The organism is Mycobacterium sp. (assembly GCF_052145595.1).
GTDB lineage: Bacteria > Actinomycetota > Actinomycetes > Mycobacteriales > Mycobacteriaceae > Mycobacterium.
The window spans coordinates 1-25,427 of the sequence record NZ_JBKQOI010000193.1; the positions used below are offsets into that span (position 1 = coordinate 1).

The window sequence follows — 25,427 nt, forward strand, 5'->3', positions numbered from 1 at the left end:
CCTCCGCTGAAGTTCTGATCACCGAGCAGCAGGTGATGTTCGGCACCGCGGTCGCCGCGGCGCCGCGGCCCAAGAACCGGCTGATGGCTGCCCTGGGCCGGGTCTTCGCGACCTCAACGACCGAAGCACGCTCACGGCCACACCACGACGTGCAGCGCCGTATGTACTACATCGAGAGCGCCCGCATGGCACGCGAGATGGACAGGTTGTAAACGCCGCAAAGGCGGTGCCCTTGGGCCACCGGCGCGAAGCAGGACTGGCGTTTGGGATCACGCGGCTTGTTCGGCGACGCCCTTTGTCTCGTCGGAGGCGGGTGGGCATCGCACCCCGGCCGAGCGCGACGTGGTGCGACTGGTCAGCGAGGGACTGGCCAACAACGACATCGCCACGCGGCTTTTCGTCTCACCGCGCACCGTGCAATCCCACCTCACCCACGTCTACACCAAGCTCGGCCTCACCTCGCGCGTCCAGCTCGTCCAAGAAGCGGCCGGCCACACCTGAACGCCGCCGGGATGCGGCCGAAGGGTCGCTGAACAAGGGCGAAAATTCGCCCGTCAACCTGCCGCCGCATGGCGGATGCTCGCACGCTGGAAATGCGCAGCTGAGCATGATCAGTAGCACGGTGGCACCCGAAGATGCCGGGGGAGCCCAAACGGGTGCAGCCGAGCCGGGATACGGATCGGAAGACGAAAAACAAACGTGCGTGAATTTGCGAGGGCGTCAGCCGTCTAACGCTTTATCCTGGGAGAGCCGTGGAATGCGGGGGCGGGATTGGCGGAGGGTCGGATGACGGCCGTGCTGGTATGCCGCGTGTGCGGCACCGAACCCATGGAGAACGCGCGGTTCTGCCACGGATGTGGCGCACCGGTTGCCGAGCCCGCCGTACCTGCGGAGTACAAGCAGGTGACGGTTCTGTTCGCCGACGTGGTGCACTCGATGGACATCGCCGCGGCGGTCGACGCAGAGCGGCTTCGCGAAATCATGACCGAGCTGGTCGAGCGTTCGGCTGTGGTGGTGAAGCGCTACGGGGGCACGGTCGACAAGTTCACCGGCGACGGGATCATGGCGGTATTCGGCGCGCCGGTGGCATTGGAGGACCACGCCGTTCGCGCGTGTTTGGCGGCCTCGGGCCTTCAGGAGGAGGCACATCGGCTTGCCGTCGACGTGCGAGAGCGCGACGGCGTGGAGCTGCAGTTGCGCGTTGGACTTAACTCCGGCGAGGTGATCGCCGGCGAAATCGGTTCAGGGCCGTTCGGTTACACCGCCGTCGGTGAGCAAGTCGGCATGGCGCAACGGATGGAGTCGGTGGCACCTCCGGGTGGGGTGATGCTCAGCGCGTCGACGGCGCGACTTGTCGAGGGCGCTGCGACTGTCGGCGAGCCAGTGGTGCTCCGCGTCAAGGGTGCCGACGAGCCCGTGGCGGCCCAGCGGCTGTTGGGCATCGGAGAACGGCATCGGCCTGGCGGGCGTGCTGAGTCGACTCTGGTGGGCCGACAGTGGGAGATGTCCGCCGTTGAAGGCTTGCTGGAGCGTGCAATCGATGGCCACGGCGCGGTGGTCGGCGTGGTCGGCTCACCCGGCATCGGCAAGAGCCGCCTGGTGCGTGAAGTGGCGGCGCTGGCGGCTCGCCGTGGTGCCGACGTATTCACCGCCTTCTGCGAATCACACACCAACCAAGTCCACTTCTATGCCGTCGCACGGCTGCTGCGCGCGGCCACCGGCGTCGGGGGGCTTGATGGGCAGACCGCTCGCGATCGAGTGCGCGACCGCATTCCCGACGCAGACCCCGAGGACTTGCTGCTTTTCCATGACCTGCTGGGCATCGCCGATTCCGATGTGGAGCTGCCGAAGGTCCATCCGGATGCCCGGCGGCGGCGGGTGACCGCACTGGTAAATGCCGCGTTGCTGGCCCGCACCGAACCGGCGGTCTTTGTTATCGAGGACGCCCAATGGATCGACGAGGCCAGCGAATCGATGCTGGCCGGGTTCCCCACGGTGATCCCGCAGACGCCCTCGCTGATGCTGGTCACCTACCGCCCCGAATATCGGGGCGCGTTGAGCCGGGGTGCCGGTGCTCAGACCATCGCCCTTGCGCCGCTGAGTGATTCAGAAACCGCGGCACTGGTCTCAGACTGGCTCGGCCCCGACCTCTCGGTTGGTGAGCTGGGCGAGAAGATTGCCGAGAGGGCTGCCGGTAACCCGTTTTTCGCTGAAGAGATGGTGCGCGAATTGGCCGAGCGTGGTGTGCTGCGCGGCCAGCCGGGCGCATACCTGTCGGCGGCTGAGGTTAGCGAGGTGAGCGTGCCTGCCACCTTGCAGGCGACCGTCGCCGCGCGCATCGACCGGCTTGACCCGGCGGCCAAGCGCACCCTGAGTGCGGCGGCGGTCATTGGCTCGCGGTTCAGCCAGGGCTTGTTGGAAACGCTGGGCATTGATCCTGTCCTGGAGGACCTGGTGGCGGCCCAGCTCGTCGACCAGGTGAGGTTCACCGGAGACCCCCAGTATGTGTTCCACCATCCCCTGATCCGCACGGTGGCCTATGAAGCCCAGCTCAAGTCGGATCGTGCGGAGCTGCACCGGCGCCTCGCGACGGCAGTCGAATCACGTAACCCGGCAGCGGGTGACGAGAACGCGGCGCTGATCGCCGAGCATCTGCAGGCCGCTGGTGATTTGCACGCCGCCTACGGCTGGCACATGCGCGCGGGCTCGTGGGCGACCAACCGCGATATCGCGGCGGCGCGACTGAGTTGGGAGCGCGCCCAAAAGATCGCCGACGCCCTACCCGCCGATGACCCCAACCGCGCAGCCGTGCGCATTGCCCCGCGCACCATGTTGTGCGGGACCGCCTGGCGAGTCCATGACCGTGCGGCAAGGGACCGCTTTGATGAATTGCGGCAGTTGTGCAGCGTCGCGGGGGACAAGTCGTCACTGGCCATCGCCATGGGGGGACTGGTGATGGATCACTTGTTTAAGGACCGGATGCGCGAGGCGTCGCAGCTGGCATCGGAAGCCTGGACCCTCATCGAGTCCATCGGCGATCCAACCTTGACGGTGGGGCTGTCCTTCCCGGTAATCCTCGCCAAGTTACAAAACGCTGAGTTTTGTGACGCGCTGTGGTGGTCACAGCGGGTCATCGACTTGGCCGGCGGTGACACCTCTAAGGGCAACTTCCTTTTCGGGTCACCGTTAGCGCTCGCCTTCCTGTCGCGGGGTGCGGCCCGTTATTCCCTGGGTCGTCTCGGATGGTGCCGGGACACGCGGCAGAGCGTTGCCATGGGACACAGCGCCGACCCACTGTCCTACGCCATCGTGGTCACCTACGTCTACTTCCCCGGAATACCGTACGGCGCGCTGAGGGCCGACGATTCCGCGATGGGCGAGATCGAGGATGCGCTAGCGATTGCCGAACGATCCAGTGACAACGGGGCGTTGGCCGTCACCCGGATGGCCCTGGGCCTAGCGCTGGTGCACCGCCCAACAGCCGCGGAGCGTGACCGCGGACAAGAGCTGCTGGCCGAGGTCAGCGACGTGTTCGTCCGCCGGGGATACCGCCTGTGCGATGTACCGCTCGTCAATGTGTACTTGGCGCGCGAGCGGGCTCGGGCTGGAGATCGCGATGATGCGATACCGCTCATGCGTGCCGTCGTCGACCACCTGTTCCGCCACGGACCGCTGCTGGCGTGGGGCGTTCCTGCGACGGGTGTTCTGGTGGAGACACTGGTCGATCGCGGGACCGACGCTGACGTGGCCGAAGCCGAGGCCGCGATTGAGCGGTTAGCGGCCGCGCCAGCCGATGAGGGTCTGGTGATACGCGACGTCTGGGTGCTAAGGCTGCGGGCACTGCTGGCGCGGGCTCGGGGCGATGCCGCGGCGTACGCGTACTTGCGGGATCGCTACCTCGACATGGCGAGAACGCTTGGCTACGAGGGGCATATCGCCTGGGCCGACGCGATGGCGTGACCATACCCGGAGGGCGGCGGTGTCCACTTGCTGCAAGGCCGACCACGGCCCGATAGCAACGAAGGGGCCAACGTGAAAAGGACGCCGCGATTTGGGCGTATTCGCAGTACAAGCCACGCTGCTGAGGAGGACAATCCCAGGTTTATGAAGCGACTAATCGTCGGGTTAGCAACGACTGTGCTGCTGTCGGGCAGCGTCGCGGGCGTGGTGGGGATGAGCGCAGGTACCGCCCAGGCCCAGCCTGGCCCTGTGCCGCTAGACAACCATGCCTGGCCCGGCTGTCCTAATGACCACCCAGCGGGGCCATGTCGTTGGTGCCCAGGGGACCCCCGGTGCAGACCGGCAATCTTCGTGTGAACCCAGTGCGTTGGGACGCAAATGTCTGCCACACCTACTGGTACGTCCAGCCTGGCCAGGGAAATGTCGCTAATAACATTTTCGAGGGAGATAGTCCGCCAGCGCCGCCACCGCCGCCACCGGGCCTTAATTTCTGCCCGATCCCGCCCTGGTGTCCGTGATCTGGCTGCAAAGCCCACAATCAGCGGGCCGAGAAACAGCATGCGATCAGGCATGCTGGGCTTGATTTCCCCCGTTGCGTTTAGCGGCATACATCGCCGCATCGGCCGCCGCGATGAGCTGTTCGATCCAACCCGCACGGTCCGGGCCGCTGAACCGAGGCAGCTCAGAGACGGCCGCACCGATGCTGGCGGTGACTTGGAAGGACAAGCTAGCAATGGCACTGCACAACCGCGTCGCCAGCAGCGCGGCATCCGGCGGCAACGATGTCAATGCGATCACGAACTCCTCTCCCCCAGCCCGGCACATCGCTGCGTGCGGCGGCAGGCATTCTCGGAAAAGGTCGGCCACCGCCACCAGGGCGCTGTCGCCAACGGCGTGACCGTGCGTGTCGTTGACCCATTTAAAGTTGTCAAGATCGACCATCAATACCGCCAGGTGCGTATGCGTCGTCGTTAACGGCTGCGCGAGACGCAGGCTGATGGCATCGATGAAGCCCCGCCGATTAAGCAGCCCGGTAAGGGGGTCTTCATCGGACCGCGCGGCATAGGTGCACATCGCGCGCGACATGCCCCGGATGCACAGCGGAGCCGACACATTCAGAAAGACGATCACCCAAAACGCTCCAATGGCTGTGCCCACGTCAATCTCGTTGGCCAACCGCAGCGTCGCCGCCGTGGCGATCGCGCCAGCCAGTGCGGCGTTGAATACGACGAGTCGGGTGCTGTGGAAAAAGGCGATATATCCGCCGATGACAGCGCTCGCTGTGCAGGCCAGGGCCGCCATGGTCGCATTGGCCTGGGTAACAGTCCACGCGCCGATGCACGCCGTCGCCATGACGGCTGCGGTCGCCGACTGTCGGCGAGTTGGCCACCGTGTCAGCCAGAAGATGGCCATAACCACGATGAAAATCACAGTGATCGCGCCCGCCATCAGCGCTGCAGGGGTGGGATGGTGCTGGCTGACCAGCTCGCTTATAGGCACCACAACCGCCGACGCGGCGACGACAACCATGGTCAGCTGCGTCGGCTGCAGCAATCCACGCTGGCGCAGGAATGTGCAAATTGCATCGAATTGATCGGGTTCGTCCCACCACGCCTTCAGCCGTGACATTCCCCAGATGCCTCTCTGATAATCGCCGGCCAACGGAAGGACAAACCCTGGCGGTCACAGTAACGTGCGTGAAGTCCGTCGTGGGCGGGAACTGGGTAGCCAGCCGCGCAGCGGTGGAAGCGCTACATCCAAGAAACCGACGCTGGGTGACTGAGGTCGTTGAGATCGCCCAGCGGCTCGTCGACACCGACCACGCTTCACCACCACGGCGATCCCGAGTGACGTGGGAAATATTCGCGTAGGTAGTCGCTGGGTCTACGCGTTTCTGCTGATGCTTTGGGCCTCGTGTTGGCCGCAGGCTGGCTAGCATGAGCGAGATTGATCCACGCGTGGACACGCCGCTGGTGGATTGGAGCGAGCTGGCCGTGAGCGGGCTTTTGCCGACGGGAACGGTGACGTTGCTGTTGGCTGACGTGGAGGGCTCGACGCGGCTGTGGGAGACCCAACCCGACGAGATGACCGGCGCTCTTGCGCGACTGAACCAAGTCGTGTCCAAGGTGATCGCCGGCCACGATGGGGTGCGCCCGGTCGAGCAGGGTGAGGGCGACAGTTTCGTGGCCGCGTTCGCCCGTGCCTCCGACGCGGTGGCGTGTGCCTTGGAGTTGCAGCGGGCCCCGTTGGCGCCGATCCGGCTACGGGTTGGGCTGCATACCGGCGAGATCCAGCTGCGGGATGAGGGCAACTACGCCGGTCCGACGATCAACCGAACCGCGCGGCTGCGTGATCTGGCGCACGGGGGTCAGACGGTGCTGTCGGGCGCGACCGAGGTTATGGTCGTCGATCGACTCCCGGCCGGCGCGTGGCTGACCGATTCGGGGACTCACCCGCTGCGCGATCTGCCACGCCCGGAACGGGTGGTGCAGCTGTGCCATCCCGACCTGGTCAATGAGTTCCCGCCGCTGCGGGTATCGGGCACCGTTGTCTCCAATCGTCTTCCGGTGCAACTGACCAGCTTCGTGGGCCGCAATGTGGAGCTGACCCAGCTGTGGGAGCTGTTGGTGGAGAACCGGGTGGTGACGTTGACCGGCGCGGGCGGGGTGGGCAAAACCCGGTTGGCGATCCAGGTCGCGGCCCAGGTTGCGGGCGAGTTCGGTGACGGTGTTTGGTATGTGGATCTGGCGCCGATCACCGATCCCGACCTTGTGCCCGTGACGGTCTTGCGTGCACTCGGGCTGCCCGACCAACCGGGCCGCTCCACCATGGACACCCTGCTGCGGTTTGTTCGCGACCGACAGATGCTAGTGGTGCTGGACAACTGCGAACACCTGCTGGATGCCAGCGCCGAGGTGGTCGTCGCCCTCCTGGGTGCCGCGCCGGGGCTGACCTTCCTCGCAACCAGCCGTGAGGCGATCGGGGTGGCCGGTGAGGTGAGTTGGCGGGTGCCGTCGCTGTCGCTGGCCGACCAGGCGATCGACTTGTTCACCGACCGGGCTCGCCATGCCCGTCCCGATTTCACCCTCACTGATGACAGTGCCGCGGTGGTGGGCGAGATCTGTGCGCGCCTGGATGGTGTGCCGCTGGCGATCGAGCTGGCCGCGGCGCGGGTGCGGGCGTTGTCGCTGGCCGAGATCCGCGACAGCCTGCATGACCGGTTCCGGCTGTTGACCGGTGGTGCGCGCACCGCGGTGCGCCGCCAGCAGACCTTGCGCGCCTCGGTGGACTGGTCGCATGCGCTGTTGACCGAGCCCGAGCGCGTCTTGTTTCGCCGGCTGGCCGCCTTCCTGGGCGGATTCGACCTAGACGCGGCCCAAGCAGTCGCTGGCGGTGGTGACCTGGAGCGCTACCAGGTGCTCGATCAGCTCACCCTGCTCGTCGACAAGTCACTGGTGGTGGCCGAGGACAGCGGAGGCCGCACTCGCTACCGGTTGCTGGAGACGGTGCGCCAATACGCCCTGGAAAAGCTCGGCGAATCCACCGAGGCGGACAGCGTGCGCACGCGCCACCGCGACCACTACACGGCGCAGGCGGCCCTGCTCGACGCCCCGGCAGGCAGTGATTATGAGCAGCGCATCGAGCAGGCCGACACCGAGATCGACAACCTGCGCGCCGCGTTTTCGTGGAGCCGCGAAAACTCCGACGTCGAACTGGCCCTGGCGCTGGCGTCGTCGCTGGAGCCGCTGTGGCAAGCGCGGGGGCGCCTCCGGGAAGGGCTGACCTGGTTCGACACCGCCCTGGCCGGCCTCGACGCGCACCATGCCGGGGTGGCGCCCGCGGTGCGGGCGCGGGCGCTCGCCGACAAGGCCGTTCTCGATGCTTATTTGGGCGTCGACAGCCTGGATCAGGCCGAACAGGCCGTGGCGATCGGGCGAGACGTCGATGACCCGGCCCTGCTGGCCCGGACATTGACCGCCTACGGGTTTACCGCCAGCCTGGGCTATCACGTCGAGGTGGCCCGGGCATGCTTCGCCGAGGCGATCGGCCTGGCCCGTGCCGTGGACGATCGGTGGCGGCTGAGCCAGATCCTGGCCTGGCAAGCCAGTGCGGCGCACACGGCGGGTGACCCGATCGCGGTGCGCGCGGCGGCTGAGGAAGGACGCGACCTCGCCGACGCGATCGGCGATGGCTTCAACTCGCGTGTGTGTCGCTTTTACCTCGGATCGGCGCGGATGATGCAGGGTGAACTGGTCGGAGCCGTCACACAACACCGCGAGGTGGCCGCCGAGGCCCAGGCCGCTCACGACGAGATGGGCAGGGTGCTCAGCCTCGGGGGCCAGAGCGTTGCACTCGCATACCGGGGTGAGGTGGCCGCGGCCCGGGCGGCGGCCGAGGCGACCCTGCAGGGCGGCGCGGAGCTTGGCGGAAGGTTCGCGGTACTAGGGCACGTGGTGTCTGGATTCGCGGCCTTGGCCGCCGGAGATTTCGCGGCGGCGCACGAGGCGCGTGAGGCCGCCCTGCATTACCCGATTGTCGTGAGCGGTGGCGCGCCGGCAGTGCAGCGCATCTGGAATGCCGAGGCCGCGCTAGCAGACCGCGATCTCGCTGCCGCCCGCCGTTGGACCGACGAGGCAGTGTCGATGTCGACCGGCTGGTGGCTGATGTCGGCGCTGGGCACGCGCGCCCGGGTGGCGATCGCGCAAGGGGAGCCGGAGCAGGCGGAACGTGACGCCCACGACGCGCTCGCACGCGCCGCCGACATCCAGACGCGCTCAGGCGTTGCTGACACCCTGGAGTGTCTCGCCGCTCTGGCCGGCGAGGACGGCAGTCACCGCGAAGCGGCGCGGCTTATCGGCGCGGCACACGGCATTCGGGAACGCATCGGCGAGGTCCGGTTTAAGGTCTGGGACGCCGCATACGAAGCCTCGGTGGCGGCACTGCGTGATGCCTTGGGCGAGCAAGACTTTGACTCCGCGTGGGCCGAGGGCGCCGGGCTGTCTACAGAGGAGGCGATCGCCTACGCTCAGCGCGGTCGGGGCCAGCGCAAACGCCCCGCTAGCGGGTGGGCGTCGCTCACCCCCACCGAACGCGACGTGGTGCGGCTGGTAAGCGAAGGGCTCGCCAACAACGACATCGCCACAAGGCTTTTCGTCTCCCCACGCACCGTGCAAACCCATCTCACGCACGTCTACGCCAAACTCGGCCTCACCTCGCGCGTGCAGCTGGCCCAGGAAGCAGCCCGCCGGGCCTAATCCTCCGCGACCGCATGTTTCTGAAAGCGGGCGAAAAACTCGCCGACAACAGTGACGCCCCGAAGATGCCGGTCGGACCGAAACGGGTTCAGCCGAGCAGGGACACCGACCTGAAGAGGGAAAACAAGTGGGCGTGCAGTCGCGCTTATCAGCCGGTGGCAGCCTATGCTGGGAAAGCCGTGGAACTCGGGGGCCGGGATTGACGGAGGGTCGGATGACGGCCGTGCTGGCGTGCCGCGTGTGCGGCGCCGAAGCCCTGGAAAGTGCGCGGTTCTGCCATGGATGTGGCTCACCCGTCGCCGATACCGACACACGTGCGGAGTACAAGCAGGTCACGGTGCTGTTCGCCGATGTGGTGCGCTCGATGGACATCGCCGCGGCGGTGGGTGCGGAGCGGTTACGCGAGATCATGACCGAACTGGTCGACCGTTCGGCGGCGGTGGTGCAGCGCTACGGCGGCAGGGTCGACAAGTTCACCGGCGACGGCATCATGGCGGTGTTCGGCGCGCCGGTGGCGTTGGAGGATCACGCGGTGCGGGCGTGTTTGGCCGCGCTGGGTCTTCAGGATGAGGCCAAGCGCCTGGCCCTTGATGTCAATCGCCGCGACGGCGTTGATCTGTGGTTGCGCATTGGGCTGAATTCCGGTCGGGTGATTGCCGGTGAGATCGGTTCGGCGTCCTTGGGTTACACCGCAGTTGGCGAGCAGGTCGGCGTGGCGCAGCGGATGGAGTTGGCGGCGCCCGCAGGCGGGGTGATGCTGAGCGAATCCACGGCGCGGCTGGTCGAGGGCGTGGCGGTGCTAGGTGAGACCGAGATGGTGCCTATCAATGGTGCCGGAGAATTGATGCCGGCGCGGCGGCTGCTGGAGGTGGAGCAGCGCGAGTGGATCGGTGTCTCGGAGTCGACGTTGGTCGGCCGCGATTGGGAGTTGGCCACGTTGGTGGCGATGCTGGATCGCTCGATGGGTGGCCGCGGGTCGGTCGTGGGCGTGGTCGGTCCTCCTGGCATAGGCAAGACGCGACTGGCCCGCGAAGCCATCCGGCTGGCGAAAGACCGTGGCGTCGAAGCGTTTTCCACTTTTTGCGAATCGCACGCCACCGACGTCCCGTTCCGGGTGGTCGCGCGTCTGCTGCGCATCGTGTGGCAGGTAAGCGGACTTGATGATCAGACCGCGCGGGAAGGTGTGCGGGCGCGATTTGCCGACGCCGACCCGCAGGACATGCTTCTGCTTGACGACCTGCTGGGTATCGCCGAGCCCGAGGCGGCATTGCTGAAGATCGACCCGGATGCGCGGCGACGGCGGTTGACCGCGCTGATCAACACCGCCCAACTGGCCCGCACCAAACCGGCGGTGTTCGTCGTCGAGGATGTGCACTGGATCGACGAGGTCAGCGAATCGATGCTCGCCGACTTTCTTGCGGTGATCCCCCAAACCCATTCGATGGTGTTGTTCACCTATCGCCCCGAATACCACGGACCCCTGCAGTACGCCGCGGGCGCACAGACGCTGGCGCTGGCACCCCTGAGTGATGCGGAAACCTCAACGCTGGTCGCCGAATTGGTGGGCCTCGATCCGTCCATGGGTCAGGTCTGTGAGGTCATCGCGGGACGCGCGGCCGGTAACCCGTTCTTCGTCGAAGAGATGATTCGTGAGCTCGCCGACCGCGGTGTGCTGGTAGGCGAGCGCGGCCATTACACCAGCTCCGCCGATGTTGGTGAGATTCATGTGCCCGCCACGCTGCAGGCGACCATCGCCGCGCGCATCGACCGGCTGCAACCGGCGGCCAAACACACGCTTGCCGCCGCGGCGGTCGTCGGCTCTCGGTTCGGTTCCGATCTGCTGACCAGCCTGGGAATCGATCCGCACGTCGACGAGTTGGTCGCCGCCGAGCTCATCGATCAGGTGCGGTTCACCGCGAATCCCGAATTTGTTTTTCGGCATCCGCTGATCCGCGCCGTGGCCTACGAATCGCAACTGATATCCGATCGTGCCCGATTGCACCGGCAACTGGCCGCCGCGATCGAAGCCCGCGAGCCGGGATCGGCCAACGCGAATGCGGCGCTGATAGCGGAACATCTCGAGGCCGCGGGTGATGGGCACGCCGCCTACGGCTGGCACCTGCGGGCCGCCACCTGGGCCAGGAACCGTGACATCGCCGCCGCACGACTCAGTTGGGAGCGCGCCAAAAAGATCGCCGACGCATTGCCCGCCGAGGACCCCAACCGAGCGGCCATGCGCATCGCACCGCGCACCATGCTGTGCGGCACCTCCCGTCGAGTCCATGAACGCGTGGCCGGCACCCGCTTCGAGGAATTGCGGGGGTTGTGCGCCGCCGCGGGGGACAAAGCGTCGCTGGCCATCGCAATGATCGCGCTGGTCTTGGATTACGCGCATCACGCCCACGTCCACGAGGCCTCGCAGCTGGCATCCGAAGCCATGGCCCTCATCGAATCGATCGGCGATCCCACCTTGACGGTGGGTCTGTCCTGGGGGCCGATCTACGCCAAGGGCGAGAGCGGTGCGCGGTCTGACGCACTGCGGTGGTCGCAAAGGGTGATCGACCTGGCCGACGGTGACCCGTCTAAGGGCAACTTGTTGTTCGGCTCGCCACTGGCAATCGCCCTGGCGCAGCGGGCGACTGCCCGCTATGCCCTCGGCCTTCCCGGATGGCGAGACGACCTGCAACAGGCCCTGGCCATGGCCCGCAGCGCAGACGCACTGTCCTACGCCACTGTCGTCGGCTACGTCTACGTCGGGGGGCTGATCTCTGGAGTCCTGACCGCCGACGATCTTGCGATCCGCGAGATCGAGGAAGCCCTACAGATTGCGGAACGATCCAGTGACAACCTCGCGTTGACCCACGTCCGGATGACGCTGGGTGTGGCGCTGATGCACCGCCAAATGGATGCGGATCGTGACCGGGGAGACAAGCTCCTGACCGAGGTCAGAGAAGCGTTCCTGCGCCGGGGACACAACATGTGCGAATTGCAGCTCGTCAACGTCTACTTGGCACGCGAGAGGATAAGGCGCGGAGACTGCGCTGACGCCATACCGCAGATGCGCGACGCCGTCGACGAGCTGATCCGCGAGGGACGGCTCCTGGCGTGGGGCATTCCGACGACGGGTGTTCTGGTGGAGACGCTACTCGGCCGCGGCACCGAAGATGACGTGGCCGAGGCTGAGGCCGCGATCGAGCGATTAGCGGCCGCGCCATCCGACGACGATATAGCCCTGCGCGACATCCTGCTCTTGAAGCTGCGGGCACTGCTGGCGCGGGCTCGCGGCGATGCAGGGTCCTACGCGCAGTTCCGGGATCGCTACCGCGAAATGGCGAAAACGCTTGGCTTTGAAGGCCACCTCGCCTGGGCCGACGCGATGCCGTGACGTGCGAAACAAGCTGCGCGAAGTTGCGGCTACATCAGCCGTGCTGCACCTTATTCTGAGATGGCCGTGGAACTCGGGGGCCGGGATTGGCGGAGGGTCGGATGACGGCCGGACTGGCGTGCCGCGCGTGCGGCACCGAACCTCTGGCGAATGCGCGGTTTTGCCACGGATGTGGTGCACCGGTTGCCGCGGCCGCCGCCGCACCTGCGGAGTTCAAGCAGGTGACGGTGCTGTTCGCCGATGTTGCGCGCTCGATGGACATCGCAGCGACCGTGGGTGCGGAGCGGTTGCGGGAGATCATGACCGAGCTGGTCGACCGTGCGACCGTGGTGGTGCAGCGTTATGGCGGCACGGTGGACAAGTTCACCGGCGACGGCGTCATGGCGGTATTCGGCGCGCCGGTTGCCATGGAGGATCACGCGATCCGAGCCTGCATGGCGGCTTTGGACATCCAGCAGGAGATAGGCCACCTGGCCGCCGAGGTCGAACGCCGCGATCATGTCACGCTGCGGCTGCGGGTGGGCCTCAATTCCGGTCAGGTGATTGCCGGTGAGATCGGTCCGGCCGCTTTAGGTCACACCGCCATCGGGGAGCAGGTGGGGATGGCGCAGCGGATGGTGTCGGTGGCGCCCCCGGGTGGGGTGATGCTCAGCGCATCCACCGCCAGGCTGGTCGATGATTCGGCGGTGCTGGGCGAGCGGGAAGAGGTGCGCATCAAGGGCGCCGCCAATGCGGTTTGGGTGCGGCGGTTACTGGGGATGACGCAGCGTGAGCGGGTCGGTGTCTCGGAGTCGACGCTAGTCGGCCGTCGGTGGGAGTTGGCCACGTTGGCGGCGATGTTGGATCGCTCGATGGCGGGACGCGGGTCGCTGGTTGGCGTGGTCGGCCCTCCGGGCATCGGCAAGACCCGACTGGCCAGAGAAGCCCTGCAGCTGGCGAAAAGTAATGGAGTTGAGGGGTTTTCGGTGTTTTGCGAACCCCATGCCACCGACGTTCCATTTCGGGTGGTGGCGCTGCTGCTGCGCGCTGTGGGGCAGGTCAGCGGTCTAGATGATCAGACCGCGCGGGAACGTGTGCGGACGCGATTTCCCGACGCGGATCCGCAGGACCTGCTCCTGTTGGATGACCTGCTGGGCATCGTCGATCCGAATGTCGAGCTGCCCAGGATCGACCCGGATGCCCGGCGGCGGCGATTGACCGCGTTGATCAACACGGCTCAACTGGCCCGCATCCAACCCGCGATCTTCGTAATCGAGGATGTGCACTGGATCGACGAGGTCAGCGAATCCATGCTCGCCGACTTTGTGGCGGTGATCCCTCAGACCCACTCGATGGTGCTGATCACCTATCGGCCCGAGTACCGCGGCGCCTTACAACGTCTTCCGGGCGGGCAGACCATCGCCCTTGGGCCACTGAGCGATTCGGAAACCGAAACGCTGGTCGCCGAACTGCTGGGCCCTGATCCTTCACTGGGCCAGATCGGCGAGATAATCGCCGGACGCGCGGCGGGTAACCCGTTCTTCGCCCAGGAGATCGCCCGCGAGCTGGCCGAACGTGGCGTGCTGGTCGGCGAGCCTGGTGGCTACGCCTGCCACGCGGATATCGCCGACGTGCGCGTACCCGCCACGTTGCAGGCCACCATCGCCGCCCGCATAGACCGCATCGATCCCAGAGCCAAACACACGCTTGCCGCCGCGGCGGTGATCGGGTCTCGCTTTAGCTGTGATCTGTTGAACAGCTTGGGAATTGATCCCTACTTCGAGGAGCTGATCTCCGCCGAGCTCATCGACCAAGTGCGGTTCACTCCGCACGCCGAGTACGCGTTTCGGCATCCGCTGATCCGCGCCGTGGCCTACGAAGCTCAGCTCAAATCGGATCGCGCCGAACTGCACCGGCGGCTGGCCACCGCGATCGAAGCGCGCGAGCCGCAATCAGCCGACCAGAACGCGGCGCTGATCGCCGAGCATCTCGAGGCTGCCGGTGATTTGCAGGCCGCCTACGGCTGGCACATGCGCGCGGCAACGTGGGCGACCAACCGCGACATCGCTACGGCGCGACTGAATTGGGAGCGCGCCCAAAAGATCGCCGACGCACTACCCGCCGATGACCCGCACCGGGCAGCGATGCGGATTTCCCCGCGCACCATGTTGTGCGCGATCTCCTGGCGAGTCCACAACGTTGTCGGTGAGCGGTTCGATGAGTTGCGGGAGTTGTGCGCCGCCGCCGGGGACAAGGCGTCACTGGCCATTGGGATGGAGGGCCTGGTGATGGATCACGTTTTCCAAGCCCGGATGCGGGAGGCGTCGCAGCTGGCATCTGAAGCCATGGCGCTCATCGAGTCGATCGGTGATCCGACCTTGACGGTAGGGCTGTCCACCGCCACCATCTACGCCAAAATTGAAAACGCCGCGTGGCCTGACGCGTTGCGGTGGTCACAAGGAGTCATCGACCTGGCCGACGGTGACCCGGCTAAAGGCAACTTCATTTTCGGGTCGCCGTTAGCGATCGCCTTGACGACGCGGGCTCTGTCCCGTTATTGCCTGGGTCGTGCGGAATGGCAAGACGGCCTACGGCAGGGCGTCGCCATGGCCCGCAGCGCCGACTCGACGTCATACGCCATCGTCGTGACATACGTCTACCTGGCAGGAATATCCTTTGGTGTGCTACGGCCTGGCGATTTCGCGATGCGCGAAATTGCGGCTGCGCTAAACAAGGCCGAACGATCCGGCGATGATCTGGCGTTGGGTTTGATCCGCGTGACGCTGGGTGTTGCGCTGATGCACCGCGACGCGGCTGCGGAGCGTGACCGTGGACGGCAGCTCCTGGCCGAGGTCAGCGATGCGTTGGTGGGTAAGGGACAAAATCTCGGCGAGTTGCCGCTCATCGATGTCTACACGGCACGTGAGATGGCTCGGCACGGAGACCGCGATGGGGCGATACCGGTGATGCGCGCCGCCCTTGACCAGCTGTTCCCCGAGGGACAACTGCTGCCGTGGGGCATTCCTGCGACGGGTGTTCTGGTGGAGGCACTCCTCGATCGCGGCGCTGACGATGACGTGGCCGAGGCCGAGTCGGCGATCGATCGCCTGGCACGCCAGCCCGCGGGAGACTTCGTGGTGCGCGACATCTGGCTGTTGCGGCTGCGAGCGCTATTGGCGGGGGCGCGTGGCGATACCGCGGCCTACACGGACCTGAGGGACCGCTACCGCGATATGGCTGAAACGCTTGGGTTCGAGGGGCATATCGCGTGGGCCGAGGCGATGGCGTGAGGGCGGCCGGGTAGCAAGGGAGCCAAGCAAGTCAAATCGCGTCAGCCCGACCGCGAAAAGTAGCCTTTGTTGCTATGCCGGTGGCTGTTAGGGCGTTGTCCGCGACGTTCGCCTTGCTGCTGCTGGCCATTGCCGCTGTTGTAGCCGCGGCCACCGCGCCCGCCGAGCCGGTTATCCGGGGACTCGGCGAAAGGCCGGTGGGCTGGGACACCTACCGCCGATTGGATCGGTTGCCGTATCTGAGCGCCGACACACGGACGCTGCAGGTGTCGAGCTTCGACCGGAGCGGCGGCAATTTCGACCTCTCCACCGGTAACGACAACGGTAGCGGCGGTTGTCTGGCATCGGGTGGCGCCGGCTGTATCGTCGCGGAGGATCGCGGTGCCGGCGAGATTGATTCGATCTGGTTCACCCGCGACGGCGGCAATGTGCGCGCGATCGGAAGGATCCGCATCGACCTGGATGGGCAGACGGTGCTAGATGCACCGTTGCAATCGTTGGTCGATGGTGCGCTGGGTGCGCCATTCGTGTGGCCTCTTGTTGCCAACGCCAGGCAGTCGCCGGGCGGCGACTACATCAAGGTGCCGATGCCGTATCGGCAGTCGATGCGGATCAGCGTCGCAACGAATTTGCAGTACTACCACGTCGACTATCGAAAGTTTTCGACCGCCGACGGCGTGACCACTTTCTCGCCCTCCGACCCCGCGCTCGATGTAATCGCCACCCTCCGCGCCGCGGGCACCGTCGACCCCAAACCGGCGGCACCTGCAGCAGCGCATAACCATCAAGTCGTCGACCTCCCCGCCGACGGAGGGGTGACGATCGCGGAATCGACTGGGTCAGGCATGATCTCGGCTCTGCGCCTGCAGCTACCGGAACCGACGGATCAACTCCTGGCCGGGCTGCGGCTCCAGATCGAGTTCGACGGCCAAACCATGATCAACTCGCCACTCGGGGAATTCTTCGGCGCCGGACTCGGCACCAACAAGGTGCAATCGCTGATGTTCGCGGCGATCCCACAACCCGCGGGGCCGTTGTCGTTGTCGGCTTGGTGGCCAATGCCTTTCGCCCGCACCGCCCACATCACGCTCGTCAACACAACCGGCGATCCCGTACCGGGGATCGACAGCGACGTCGTGACCACACCCGACCCGCAGTGGGCGCCCGCGCTGGCCAGCGGGCGCGCAGGCTACTTCACCGCACGGTCGCATGCCGGACCAACGACTCTCGGTCAGGACTGGTTGTTCGCCGATGAACATGGCCACGGCAAATTCGTCGGCGTCAGTCACACCATCCGCGGTGCCCGGACCAAAACGTCATTCAGCGACGACGCCCCTTACTTTCTCGAAGGAGCCGAACGCGTATACACCGACGGTTCGGCCTCGCCCCAGTGGTACGGCACCGGCACCGAGGACTTCTACGAGGGCGGCTGGTACTTCAAGAACGGCACCCGCTACAGCGACCCGCTCACCGGCCAACCCGATCAACGAACGGCCACCGGCGGATGTGCGGACTACTGCGTCGCCGCCTATCGGCTCATGCTCGCCGACGCTATCGACTACCACTCCGCAATCCGATTCGGCATCGAGCACGGCAAACGCAACATGGTCCAACCCGATTACAGCTCAACGGCTTTCCTCTACACACAGCCGAGCGACACGATCACGCCCAGCGACGACGTCAACCCCACCGATCCTGTCAATCGACTCGTGCACGACTACACCGACGACCCCGCCTCGGATCAACCGTTGATCAGCGAGTACGAGGGGAGCGACGACATCCGGCCCGTCGTCGGGTTAGTCCGAACCACCAACGCTGCGATCACATTTCACGTCCAAATTGACCCGGACAACCACGGCTTCCTGCTGCGCCGCACGTCGGACCAAGCGACCGGCTATCAATCCGCAGACGTTGCCATCGACGGCATGTCCGCCGGGATCTGGTTAGAGCCGCGCAGTAACAACTCACGCCGTTGGCGCGATGACACTTACCTCGTGCCAGAATCTCTCACGGCAGGAAAAGCCCGCATAGCGGTCACACTCACACCCATCCCCGGCGCACCACCCTGGACTGCGAGCCACTACCACGTAGACACACTGACAGGGCTTGCCGATTAAGCGATCACGCAGGACCAAAGAAACCTGACTGCACCTATGTTCAGCGCGGCCATGGCCAACGAAAACGCCCCACCAGCGGCTGGGCGTCGCTCACTCCGGCAGCACGCGACGTCGTCCGCCTCGTCAGCGAAGGACTCGCCAACACCGACATCGCCACCCGGCTTTTCGTCTCACCGCGCACCGTGCAGTCCCACCTGACGCACATCTACGCCAAGCTTGGGCTGACTTCGCGGGTGAAACTTGCCCAGGAGGCGGCCCGCCAGGCCTGACTCGTTTGGCTACTACAACAGCGCCGGCTGCGGCACAAATTCGGGTTGCCGCTGAGACATTGGGCGCTCAAGGCCGCGCGACCGCGATACCTGCGTAGCGAGGAGCGCGATCAGCGCACCCGCAAGTCCCGCTGCCGTTGCCGCCACCGATGACCCTGACAGCACGAAATAGCCGAAGGTGGCACCGCCGGACAGCAAGGCGACTCGTATGGGTGTCCAGTCGGCCGTCGAGGGCAATCGGTAGGACAGACCGATTCCAAGCAGCAGTGCCACAACATGCCCGACGGCGGTGAAGTCCGCTCCCATGGCTACCGTCACGGCGATGCCAAGCCACCAACTGACCCACGCCGCGCGCCAGCGTGACGGTATCGATGCCGTCAGCGCACCCAGAACACACACCGCGCCGTAACTGACACCCACGTCGGTCGCCCGCGCGACGGAGAACGGCAGCCACCCGGCCTTGAGCGCGGCGACCAGCCCCACCGCGACGAGCAACGTGGCACCGATGTGACCGACCGCAAAAGCGAGGAGCAAACCTCTGCTGCGCCAGATCAATTCACCCAAAGCCAGCAAGCACACCAGTCCGGGCAGCCACGCAAAGACATTGCCGCCGTCGTCGACAAACGCGCTGCCGACCAGCGTGCTGAGGCGCCCGCGCGCCAGATTGTGCAAGTTGGTGCTCATGCGACTCACGACGGCCTCGCGGGCGTGCGGACCAAGCGCCGTAAGCCCGAGTGAAACCGCGAGCAGCACGGCGGCGTACGCCGCCGTGATACGCACCGACACCGCGCCGGACAACGCGCGCGCAGCCACCGCTGCCCGGCTCCCGGTGTTGTCGCGAACCGCCATGCCAGACATCGTCATTGGGCTCATTGCGCTCGTCCGGACCAGCCGCAGTCGCGGGCCAGCAGGTCGGCGACGGTTTCGCGGCGCACCAACTCACGCGACTTGCCGCCGGCGACGGCGACCAGCGGCGAGCGGCCCGCCAGGCTGCAGCTCGACCCCAACGAATAGTGGTAGGCGCCGGTACAGGCCACCGCCAGCAGATCGCCGGGGTGGATGTCAGCGGGGAGCTCGACATCGCGGGCGATCTCGTCCCCGGCGTCGCAGTGCCGACCCACTACCGTCACCGGCGCGGTGGCGGCCGAGGGGTGCCGGTTGGCCAGTGCCACCGTGTATTTCGCGCCGTGGAGCGCTACCCGCGGGTTGTCGCTCGTGCCGCCGTCCACCGCGACAAAGATGCGCCCGCCGGGCTGGCGTTTGACAGCGACCACCCGGTAGAGGGTCATCCCGGCGCGGGCGGCGATCGCCCGGCCGGGCTGCATCACGATCCGCGGGCGGGGGTAATCGTATTGCGCACAAGCGGATTGGAGTTCTGCATCGACGACCGCACCGAGCGCCCGCGGATTGAGTTCCGGGTCGCCGGAAACGTACGGGACCGCGTGTCCGCCGCCGAGATTTAACTCGGTCAGTACGACCTGGTGGCGATCACGGACCTCGGCCATCAACGCCATCATTTGCCGGATCGCTTGACCGTATAGCCCGGCGTCAGTGAGCTGCGACCCGATCTGGCAATGCAACCCGACCAGGTCCAGCCACGGCTGATCCAGGACGCGCTCGATTGCGCGGGCCGCCTCGCCACCCGCCAAGGCGAAGCCGAATTTCTGGTCGAGCACCCCGGTGCCGACGGCGTCGATGTCGGGAATCACCCGGACAAGAACACGTTGAAGACGGCGGACCCGCCCGGCAAGCAGTGCGATCTCGTTCGGGGTGTCGATCACGATGCGTCCCACCCCGGCGGCGACCGCGTCATCCAGTTCGCCGGCGGTCTTGGCATTGCCATCGAGGATGATGTGCGACGGTGGCACTTCGCCGGTGAGGGCGGTGGCCAGTTCGCCGCCCGAGCAGACGTCCACGCCTGCACCCTCCGCGGTGGCCCACCCGGCCACGGCCGCGCTGAGCAGCGCCCTACCGGCATAGACCAGCTCGACACCCGGAAGCGCGGCGCGATAGCCACGGATGCGGGCCCGAAAGTCTTCTTCGTCCAGCACGTAGGTGGGGGTGCCGAACTCGGCCGCGAGCTCGGTGGCGGCGACCCCGCCGACGCACAATCGGCCCAGTTCGTCGACGTAGGTACTCAGCGGCCAGATCGCGCGGTCGAGGTGCGGGTTCAGCCCGTGCTCCAGCGACGGAAGCAGCTCGAACAGCGACATACTTCCACGGTGGTTGTTCGACGCAGGATAGGCCACATTCTTAACGAAGCCTTCACACCTGGGTCACTAATCTTCACGTTTTCAGCACGGTGGCAAGTGAGATCCGCGCTTTTGGGCGCGATCTCAGCGTTTTCGCTGATGTTTTGCTGCGCGTGGCCGTCGCATGCTGGCTAGCATGAGCGAGATTGATCCACGTGTGGACGCGCCGCTGGTGGACTGGAGCGAACTGAGCGTGAGCGGGCTTTTGCCGATCGGCACGGTGACGTTGCTGTTGGCTGACGTCGAGGGCTCGACGCGGCTGTGGGAGACCCAACCAGGCGAGATGACCGCGGCCGTCGCTCGTCTCAATCGGGCGGTGTCGGGCATCATCGCCACACACGATGGTGTGCGGCCGGTCGAGCAGGGGGAAGGCGACAGCTTCGTGGCGGCGTTCGCCCGCGCATCTGATGCGGTGGCGGCCGCGTTGGAGCTGCAGCGCGCCCCGTTGGCCCCGATCCGGCTGCGGATCGGTGTGCATACCGGCGAGGTTCAGTTGCGCGACGAGGGCAACTACGCGGGTCCGACGATCAACCGCACGGCGCGGCTGCGCGATCTGGGGCACGGTGGCCAAACCCTGCTGTCGGGGGCGACCGAGCAGTTGGTGGTCGATCGGCTGCCTTCCGGCGCGTGGGTGACCGATCTGGGCACGCAACCGCTGCGTGATCTGCCCCGTCCCGAGCGGGTCATGCAACTTTGCCATCCCGACCTGGTCAACGAGTTCCCGTCCCTTCGGGTATCCAGCACCGTTGTCTCCCGGCGACTTCCGGTGCAGTTGACCAGATTCGTGGGTCGTGACACAGAGCTGGCCCAGGTGGGCGAGCTGCTGGCGGAGAACCGGTTGGTGACGTTGACCGGTGCGGGCGGGGTGGGCAAGACCCGGTTGGCGGTGCAGGTCGCGGGCCAGCTGGCCGGTGAGTTCTGCGACGGGGTGTGGTATGTGGATCTGGCGCCGATCACCGATCCCGATGTTGTGCCGATCGCGGTGGCTCGCGCCCTGGAGTTACCCGATCAACCGGGCCGCTCCACGATGGACACACTCACCCGGTTTGTCGCCGACCGGCGGATGCTGGTGGTGCTGGACAACTGTGAACATCTGCTGGATGCCAGCGCAGCACTGATCGTTGCCCTCCTCCGCGCCGGTGCGAAGTTGACGCTGTTGGCGACCAGCCGTGAGGCGATCGGGGTGGCCGGTGAAGTGGGCTGGCGGGTGCCGTCGCTGTCGGTGGGCGACGAAGCCATTGAACTGTTTACCGACCGGGCCCGCCATGTTCGGCCCGATTTCGCCGTCACCGACGACAACGCTGCCGCGGTGGCTGAGATTTGCCGGCGGCTGGATGGGTTGCCGCTGGCGATCGAGCTGGCGGCCCCGCGGGTGCGGGCGTTGTCGCTGGCCGAGATCGTCGAGAGCCTGCATGACCGGTTCCGGCTGTTGACCGGTGGTGCGCGCACCGCGGTGCGCCGCCAGCAGACCCTGCGCGCCTCGGTGGACTGGTCCCACGCCCTGCTGACCGAGCCCGAGCGCGTCTTGTTTCGCCGGCTTGCCGCCTTTCTGGGTGCCTTCGACTTGCCCGCAGCCCAAACGGTCGCTGGCCATGACGAGGTGGAGCGCTTCCAGGTGCTGGACCTGCTCACCCTGCTAGTGGATAAGTCGCTGGTGGTGGCCAATGACAGCGGGGGCCGAACCCGCTACCGGCTGTTGGAGACGGTGCGTCAATACGCGCTGGAAAAACTTGGCGAGTCCGGCGAGGCGAACAGCGTGCGTTCCCGTCACCGCGATCACTACACGGCGATCGCCGCGGTGCTCGACGCCCCGGCAGGCAGTGATTATGAGCAGCGCATCGAGCAGGCCGAAACCGAGATCGACAACCTGCGCGCCGCATTTTCCTGGAGCCGGGAAAACTCCGACGTCGAACTGGCCCTGGCGCTGGCGTCGTCGTTACAGCCGATGTGGCAAGCGCGGGGACGCCTCCGGGAAGGCCTGATCTGGTTCGACACCGCCCTGGCCGACGACAACGCTCACCACGCCGAAGTGGCGCCCGCAGTACTCGCGCGGGCGCTCGCGGACAGCGCCATGCTCGGCCTATGGGCGGGCGCCGCCGACAGCCCGGATCAGGCTCAGCAGGCCCTGGCGATCGCCCGCGAGGTCGAGGACCCGGCCCTGCTGGCGCGGGCGCTCACCGCCTGCGGCTACATCGCCAGCTACTTCGACGCGGAGGCGGCCCGCGCGTACTTGGCCGAGGCGATCGGCCTAGCCCGGGCGTTGGGCGACCGGTTGAGGCTCAGCCAGATCCTCATCGCGCAAGCCGCAGCGGCACGCGCCGCGGGTAACCCGCTCGCGGCGCGCGCGGCCGCCCAAGAGGGACGCGATCTCGCCGACGCGATCGGTGACCGGTTCGACGCGCGCCGGTGCCGCTTGGGCCTCGGAATCGCACAGGTATCTAACGGTGATCTGGCCGGAGCGGTAGCACAATTCGCCGCGGTGGGCGACGAGTCCGAGGCAGCTCACGATGAGATCTTTAGGGCGGACAGCCTCGCGTACCAGGGCGTCGCGCTGGCGTACCAGGGTGACACAGCTGCGGCCCGGGCCGCCGTCGACGCGGCCGTCGAGGCGGCTGCCGAGTTCGGCGGGCTTAAGGCGAGCCTCGCCTACGCGGCGTTGGCCATAGTTGCCCTCGCCGCCGGCGATGCCGCGACGGCGCTCGACGCGACCGAGGCGGTGGGGCAGCACATGAGTGCCCTGCCCCAGACGCCGGCGATACAGCGAGTCCTCAGTGCGCAGGTCGCCTTGGCGGGCGGGGATCTGGTCGCGGCGCGCCACTTGGCCGACGACGTCGCATCGAAAACGACGGGCGCGGTACTGTCGGAGGCGCTGATGGTGCGCGCCCGCGTGGCGATCGCACAGGGTGAGCCAGACCAGGCTGAGCGTGACGCCCACGACGCGCTCGCGCGTGCCGCCGAAGTCGAGGCGTACCTGTTCATCCCCGACATCCTGGAATGCCTCGGCACTCTGGTCGGCGAGGCCGTTGGTCACCGCGAAGCGGCCCGCCTCTTCGGCGCAGCTGAAGCCATCCGGCTGCGCATCGGCGCGGTGCGCTTCAAGGTCTACGACGCCGGGTACGAAGCGTCGGTGGCGGCGCTGCGAAATGCAATGGGCAACGAAGAATTTGATGCCGCGTGGGCCGAGGGCGCCGCCCTGTCCACCGAGGAGGCGATCGCCTACGCCCAGCGCGGCCGCGGCCAACGCAAACGACCCACCAGCGGCTGGGCCGCGCTCACGCCGGCGGAGCGCGACGTTGTGCGACTGGTCAGCGAAGGGCTCGGCAATAACGACATCGCCGCACGGCTTTTCGTCTCACCGCGGACGGTGCAATCTCACCTCACCCACGTCTACGCCAAACTCGGCCTCACCTCCCGGGTGCAACTTGCCCAGGAAGCAGCCCGCCAGGTCTGACGACTGTTCAGGCGAAGTAGTTCGTCGGGACGAACGGGACGTCGTCGGGTGCCGTGTGACGCGCAGCCAACAGCGCCCGCGCGGCGTCACCGATTGGAATCCGTAGCGGCAGTTGGGGTTTCTCGGCAGCGTCGACCACCTCGGCGGCAACCTGCTCGGGGGTGATGATCCCCGCGCGCGGTCCGCCCCCTTTCAGGATCGCGGTGTAGGGATCGTCGGGCAGGGTGTAGGTGGTCACGTCGTCGAGGGCTCCGGAGCTCACGGCTCCGGGCTCGAGCAGCGCGGCCTGTACGCCGAATGGCGCAACCTCGATGGCCAGGGCTTCGACGAGGGCTTCCAGCGCCCACTTCGTCGACGCATAGGCCGCGCCGGGCGGCAGCACGACCCGTCCGACGACGCTGGACAGGAACATCAACCTCCCGTCGCCGCGTTCGCGCATCTGCGGCAGCACCGCTTGAGCCACCCGGATGGCGCCAATCGTGTTGAGGTTGAACAAACGTTGCAATTCGTCCAACGGGATGGCTTCCACCGCGGCGTAGAAGATTGCCCCGGCGTTGGCGACCAGGATGTCGATGTCGCCGGCGGCCGCGATGGCCGCGTTGACGCTGGCGTCGTCGGTGACGTCCAGGGCTAGATGTCGAGCGACGTCGAGGTCGGCCAGCGTGCGTGGATCACGCGCGGTGGCGATGACGCTGTGCCCGCGGCGGGCGAACTCGGTCGCGATAGCACGGCCGATGCCGCGGTTGGCTCCTGTGATGAGGACGGATGACATGGCGGACAAGCCCTCTCAGGAATGGTTTCCGTTAGTATTGGAATGCTTTGCGCGACCGGGCAAATCGAAGATCAACAGCGTGCTGCTCGCGGTAGCTACGAGCGCTCCCGATGCGTCGGTGGCCGTCGCTTCGGTGAACCCAATCCGCGACCCGGCTTTGACGACGGTGCCCATCGCGGTCAGCGGGCCGCTTGCCGCGGTGACCGCCTTCAGGTAGTTGACCTTGATCTCGATGGATGTGTACCCGACGCCTTCGGGCAGCGTGGTGTGCAGTGCGCAGCCGGTCACCGTGTCCAGCAGAGTGCACAGCGTGCCGCCATGAACCGTTCCGAGCGGGTTGTACATCGAACCGTCGGGTGTGCACGTGAACGTGATACGCCCGTTCCCGACGTCGACGACGCGCATTCGGAAGAGTTCGCCGATTGGTGGGGGCGGCAAGTGTCCGTCGACCACCGCCCTCCAATACGCAAGGCCAGACATCGACGTGGCGGTGGCCTGGGTGGTGGTCGGGTCGCGCCAGCTGACCAATCGCGACTGTTCTGCGCCCCAATCCGCCGTGCTTGCCGTGTCGGTGCTGCCGCGCATATCCTGAGAAGCCGTCATGAGCCGAGCCTTTCGGGAAACTGATCGGTTTACCTGATAGGGCCAACATATCGACAATTTCACCACTTGTAAACCGATCGGTGTACAATGAGGG

The 25,427-nt window shown here is 66.5% G+C and carries 12 protein-coding genes and 2 pseudogenes; 9 read left to right on the forward strand and 5 right to left on the reverse strand.

Annotation, left to right across the window (positions count from 1 at the left end; translation table 11 throughout):
* The 3 genes and pseudogenes from ACLP4W_RS17525 to ACLP4W_RS17535 form a co-directional block, all read left to right on the forward strand.
* On the forward strand, window positions 1-212 hold a 212-nt coding region (locus ACLP4W_RS17525), incomplete at its 5' end, for a hypothetical protein (RefSeq protein WP_442388038.1).
* 112 nt (window positions 213-324) lie between these two features.
* Window positions 325-501 (forward strand): annotated as a pseudogene (locus ACLP4W_RS17530) (response regulator transcription factor); the annotation flags it as partial.
* A 285-nt stretch (window positions 502-786) separates the two neighbouring features.
* Window positions 787-3,960: an ATP-binding protein gene (locus ACLP4W_RS17535; protein WP_442388040.1), complete on the forward strand. Its 3,174-nt coding sequence runs from the start codon at window positions 787-789 to the stop codon at window positions 3,958-3,960.
* A 564-nt stretch (window positions 3,961-4,524) separates the two neighbouring features.
* On the opposite strand, the gene ACLP4W_RS17540 is transcribed toward ACLP4W_RS17535, so the two are convergent.
* Window positions 4,525-5,622: a GGDEF domain-containing protein gene (locus tag ACLP4W_RS17540; protein ID WP_442388042.1), complete on the reverse strand. Its 1,098-nt coding sequence runs from the start codon at window positions 5,620-5,622 to the stop codon at window positions 4,525-4,527.
* A gap of 332 nt (window positions 5,623-5,954) precedes the next feature.
* On the opposite strand from ACLP4W_RS17540, the gene ACLP4W_RS17545 reads away from it, so the two are divergent.
* The 5 genes and pseudogenes from ACLP4W_RS17545 to ACLP4W_RS17565 all read left to right on the forward strand — a co-directional run.
* A complete protein-coding gene (locus tag ACLP4W_RS17545) occupies window positions 5,955-9,215 on the forward strand; it encodes a helix-turn-helix transcriptional regulator (RefSeq protein ID WP_442388075.1) in 3,261 nt (1,086 codons plus the stop codon).
* 214 nt (window positions 9,216-9,429) lie between these two features.
* On the forward strand, window positions 9,430-12,600 hold the full coding sequence (locus ACLP4W_RS17550) for an ATP-binding protein (protein WP_442388044.1): 3,171 nt from the start codon (window positions 9,430-9,432) through the stop codon (window positions 12,598-12,600).
* A gap of 101 nt (window positions 12,601-12,701) precedes the next feature.
* Window positions 12,702-15,869, forward strand: a complete 3,168-nt coding sequence (locus ACLP4W_RS17555; RefSeq protein WP_442388046.1) for an ATP-binding protein — start codon at window positions 12,702-12,704, stop codon at window positions 15,867-15,869.
* A gap of 74 nt (window positions 15,870-15,943) precedes the next feature.
* Window positions 15,944-17,986, forward strand: coding sequence for a glycoside hydrolase family 172 protein (locus ACLP4W_RS17560; RefSeq protein WP_442388048.1), 2,043 nt, complete (start codon window positions 15,944-15,946; stop codon window positions 17,984-17,986).
* A 35-nt stretch (window positions 17,987-18,021) separates the two neighbouring features.
* Window positions 18,022-18,255: pseudogene (locus tag ACLP4W_RS17565) on the forward strand (response regulator transcription factor); the annotation flags it as partial.
* Window positions 18,256-18,267: 12 nt separating this feature from the next.
* Here ACLP4W_RS17565 and ACLP4W_RS17570 read toward each other — a convergent pair.
* Window positions 18,268-19,119 (reverse strand): rhomboid-like protein, encoded by an 852-nt coding sequence (locus ACLP4W_RS17570; protein WP_442388050.1) that lies wholly within the window; start codon window positions 19,117-19,119, stop codon window positions 18,268-18,270.
* Between the two features lie 5 nt (window positions 19,120-19,124).
* Window positions 19,125-20,468 carry a diaminopimelate decarboxylase gene (lysA, locus tag ACLP4W_RS17575; protein WP_442388052.1) on the reverse strand — a complete coding sequence of 448 codons (1,344 nt, stop codon included), beginning with the start codon at window positions 20,466-20,468 and terminating at the stop codon, window positions 19,125-19,127.
* 232 nt (window positions 20,469-20,700) lie between these two features.
* Between lysA and ACLP4W_RS17580 the strand changes: the two genes are divergently transcribed.
* Window positions 20,701-23,958, forward strand: a complete 3,258-nt coding sequence (locus tag ACLP4W_RS17580) for a helix-turn-helix transcriptional regulator (protein ID WP_442388077.1) — start codon at window positions 20,701-20,703, stop codon at window positions 23,956-23,958.
* A 7-nt stretch (window positions 23,959-23,965) separates the two neighbouring features.
* Here the strand turns inward: ACLP4W_RS17580 and ACLP4W_RS17585 are convergent, their stop codons facing one another.
* The gene (locus ACLP4W_RS17585) at window positions 23,966-24,730 is read right to left on the reverse strand and encodes an SDR family NAD(P)-dependent oxidoreductase (RefSeq protein WP_442388054.1); all 765 of its coding nucleotides are present in this window, start codon (window positions 24,728-24,730) and stop codon (window positions 23,966-23,968) included.
* 15 nt (window positions 24,731-24,745) lie between these two features.
* Window positions 24,746-25,333, reverse strand: a complete 588-nt coding sequence (locus ACLP4W_RS17590) for a PaaI family thioesterase (protein WP_442388056.1) — start codon at window positions 25,331-25,333, stop codon at window positions 24,746-24,748.
* Window positions 25,334-25,427 lie beyond the last annotated feature (94 nt).

Excerpts from the sequence above, each read along its gene's own strand:
- ACLP4W_RS17560 (WP_442388048.1), top strand. The coding sequence starts at position 15,944 with ATGCCGGTGGCTGTTAGGGCGTTGTCCGCGACGTTCGCCTTGCTGCTG.
- ACLP4W_RS17550 (WP_442388044.1), top strand. The coding sequence starts at position 9,430 with ATGACGGCCGTGCTGGCGTGCCGCGTGTGCGGCGCCGAAGCCCTGGAA.
- ACLP4W_RS17590 (WP_442388056.1), bottom strand. The coding sequence starts at position 25,333 with ATGACGGCTTCTCAGGATATGCGCGGCAGCACCGACACGGCAAGCACG.
- ACLP4W_RS17585 (WP_442388054.1), bottom strand. The coding sequence starts at position 24,730 with ATGTCATCCGTCCTCATCACAGGAGCCAACCGCGGCATCGGCCGTGCT.
- ACLP4W_RS17570 (WP_442388050.1), bottom strand. The coding sequence starts at position 19,119 with ATGACGATGTCTGGCATGGCGGTTCGCGACAACACCGGGAGCCGGGCA.
- ACLP4W_RS17535 (WP_442388040.1), top strand. The coding sequence starts at position 787 with ATGACGGCCGTGCTGGTATGCCGCGTGTGCGGCACCGAACCCATGGAG.
- lysA (WP_442388052.1), bottom strand. The coding sequence starts at position 20,468 with ATGTCGCTGTTCGAGCTGCTTCCGTCGCTGGAGCACGGGCTGAACCCG.
- ACLP4W_RS17555 (WP_442388046.1), top strand. The coding sequence starts at position 12,702 with ATGACGGCCGGACTGGCGTGCCGCGCGTGCGGCACCGAACCTCTGGCG.